The sequence below is a fragment of the Roseobacter weihaiensis genome (genome assembly GCF_020622345.1).
Taxonomy (GTDB): Bacteria; Pseudomonadota; Alphaproteobacteria; order Rhodobacterales; family Rhodobacteraceae; genus Roseobacter; species Roseobacter weihaiensis.
The window spans coordinates 1-2,032 of record NZ_JACNMO010000066.1; the positions used below are offsets into that span (position 1 = coordinate 1).

Annotated in this window: 3 protein-coding genes; 1 reads left to right on the plus strand and 2 read right to left on the minus strand. The window is 51.2% G+C overall.

Annotated elements, in window-relative coordinates; genetic code table 11:
* A partial coding sequence (locus H7847_RS26485) for an IS3 family transposase (RefSeq protein WP_227272699.1) occupies positions 1-212 on the plus strand: 212 nt, incomplete at its 5' end.
* 78 nt (positions 213-290) lie between these two features.
* On the opposite strand, the gene H7847_RS26490 is transcribed toward H7847_RS26485, so the two are convergent.
* A complete protein-coding gene (locus H7847_RS26490) occupies positions 291-1,343 on the minus strand; it encodes a permease (RefSeq protein WP_227272701.1) in 1,053 nt (350 codons plus the stop codon).
* Positions 1,344-1,396: 53 nt separating this feature from the next.
* Positions 1,397-1,711 carry an ArsR/SmtB family transcription factor gene (locus tag H7847_RS26495; protein WP_227272703.1) on the minus strand — a complete coding sequence of 105 codons (315 nt, stop codon included), beginning with the start codon at positions 1,709-1,711 and terminating at the stop codon, positions 1,397-1,399.
* Positions 1,712-2,032: the final 321 nt, after the last annotated feature.

The window sequence follows — 2,032 nt, forward strand, 5'->3', positions numbered from 1 at the left end:
ATGACAACGCCGTCGTCGAAAGCTTCTTCGGCGTGCTCAAACGCGAACGCGTGAACCGCATACGCTACCGCACCAGAGACGAAGCACGCGCCGATCTGTTCGAGTACGTTGAGGTGTTCTGTAAGCGAAAACGTCGCCATGGATATCTTGGCAACGTAAGCCCGGCTGACTTCGAAGAGCGGTCAACCGGATCAATTGAAACTGCCCACTGAAACGGGGCAAGACGAGACAACCGGACCCTCATTGCAATTGCATGAAAGTCCGAAACCTTGTTTGAGGAACGCTCTTTCTTAGAAACCGCTCCAGAGCTGAAACAACAGTCCAATGGCAAACGAGCCGGTTAGTGCGATGCTGAGATACAGGAAGAACACTTCCCTTTTGACCAATGCCCAGACTGCGATAGCGGCGGGTAGCGAGCTGACTCCTCCTGCGACAAGAAACGCCAGGGCCGCTCCGGGTGCCATGCCCTGTCCTATCAGACCGCCAACCAACGGCAATGCTGCATATCCATTCAGATAGGCAGGTACACCGACAAGCGTTGCAATTCCGATAGGGGCTATTCCGGTGCCGCCCAGTGAACTTGCTACCAGATCGGCAGGCAGCCAAGCCAGCATCAGGCTTTCAAGAATGAAGGCCAAAGTAAGCCATTTTACAAGGAACAGCGAAGTCTTGATACCTTCGCCCATAAACTTCGCAACGCGCGTATTGTCGCTCCAAAATTTCCACACAACAGGCTGCACCGAGCGGACCTTTGCACCACCGCAACCACCATTACCAACACCTTCCCTTAATGGTTCAGAAAGCCTCCCAGCTTGTGATAGGGCATGAACTACGAAACCTCCAAACACACCCAAACTCAAAGCTGCGACAGTCTTTGCTACTGCAAATTCAAGTCCAAGCACGCCAGTTGTGAGAAAGAACATCGAGGGGTCCATCACCGGAGAAGCAAGCCAGAAAGCCATGACTGCCGAAAGTGGAACGCCCATTGCGAGTAAAGCGGCAATAAGTGGGATGACGCCACAAGAACAAAACGGAGATAACCCACCGATGACAGCAGCCAGAAAGATCATTGCGATTGGTGATCCCGTAAACGCCCGCGCGATCAACCCATCAGCGCCTGTTGCACCCGCGTAAGCCGCTATACCAACAGATAAGGCGAGGAAGGGGGCGATATTGACAAGGTTCTGCGCGACAAAACCTGTGGTGGTCAAGCCAAGCTTCGGTACGAAGACGAATAGCAAGATGAGAATACCTGCCGAGAAAAGCCAGACCTTCTCTTTCGCCCAAAACCTCCGGAGGAAGTCATTAGTTCGGGTGGGCATGTTGGGACTAAGTTCAGTCATATCTATATCCTTAAATTTATAGTTTATTTGAGCCGTAAAAAAGACGGTTTCCGTCAAGCAGCGTCAACCTGAGTGAGCTTGACCCCTGCGCAACACTCTGCTGTGAGGAAGGATACAGTTTGGTGCATCACGTCGAAATCTACGCAATTTATGATTTGCCGTCCCTGCCGTTCCTGCGTCACAAGTCCGGCTTCAACGAGGGTCTTGAGATGATAGGCAAGCGTAGACGCTGCCATTCCCAGATGTTGACCAATCTCGCCGATGTTCAGACCATCTTCCCCGGCGCGCACCAACAATCGGAAAACTGTTAGGCGAGCATCATGGCCAAGAGCGGCAAGCGAAAGAGCTGCGGAGCTATGTTTAATCATGTACTCCAATAAAACTATAAAAATAGTTTTGTCAAGTCCCCTTCAGAAGCACTGAAGTCCGTATCACGAATGACCTCGCCAATGCTTTTCGCAATATAGAGGACTTTCATACATTTCGCAGCATTTTTCCAAACAGCTTATTTTATTGAAGAAGTCGCCGAGATTTGAGGTTTTGCCTGCTTGGCAACTTCAATCGCAAGCTTCTTGTTCCGCCCGTTGCACTGGGCGGCTTGTTGGTCTGTCGTTTTGCCGTTTCAGATCATATCGCGCTCCTCGTTTCGCGCGTCTTGGGTCTTAGTTTTGCGAGTTTTCGGAGGTTCT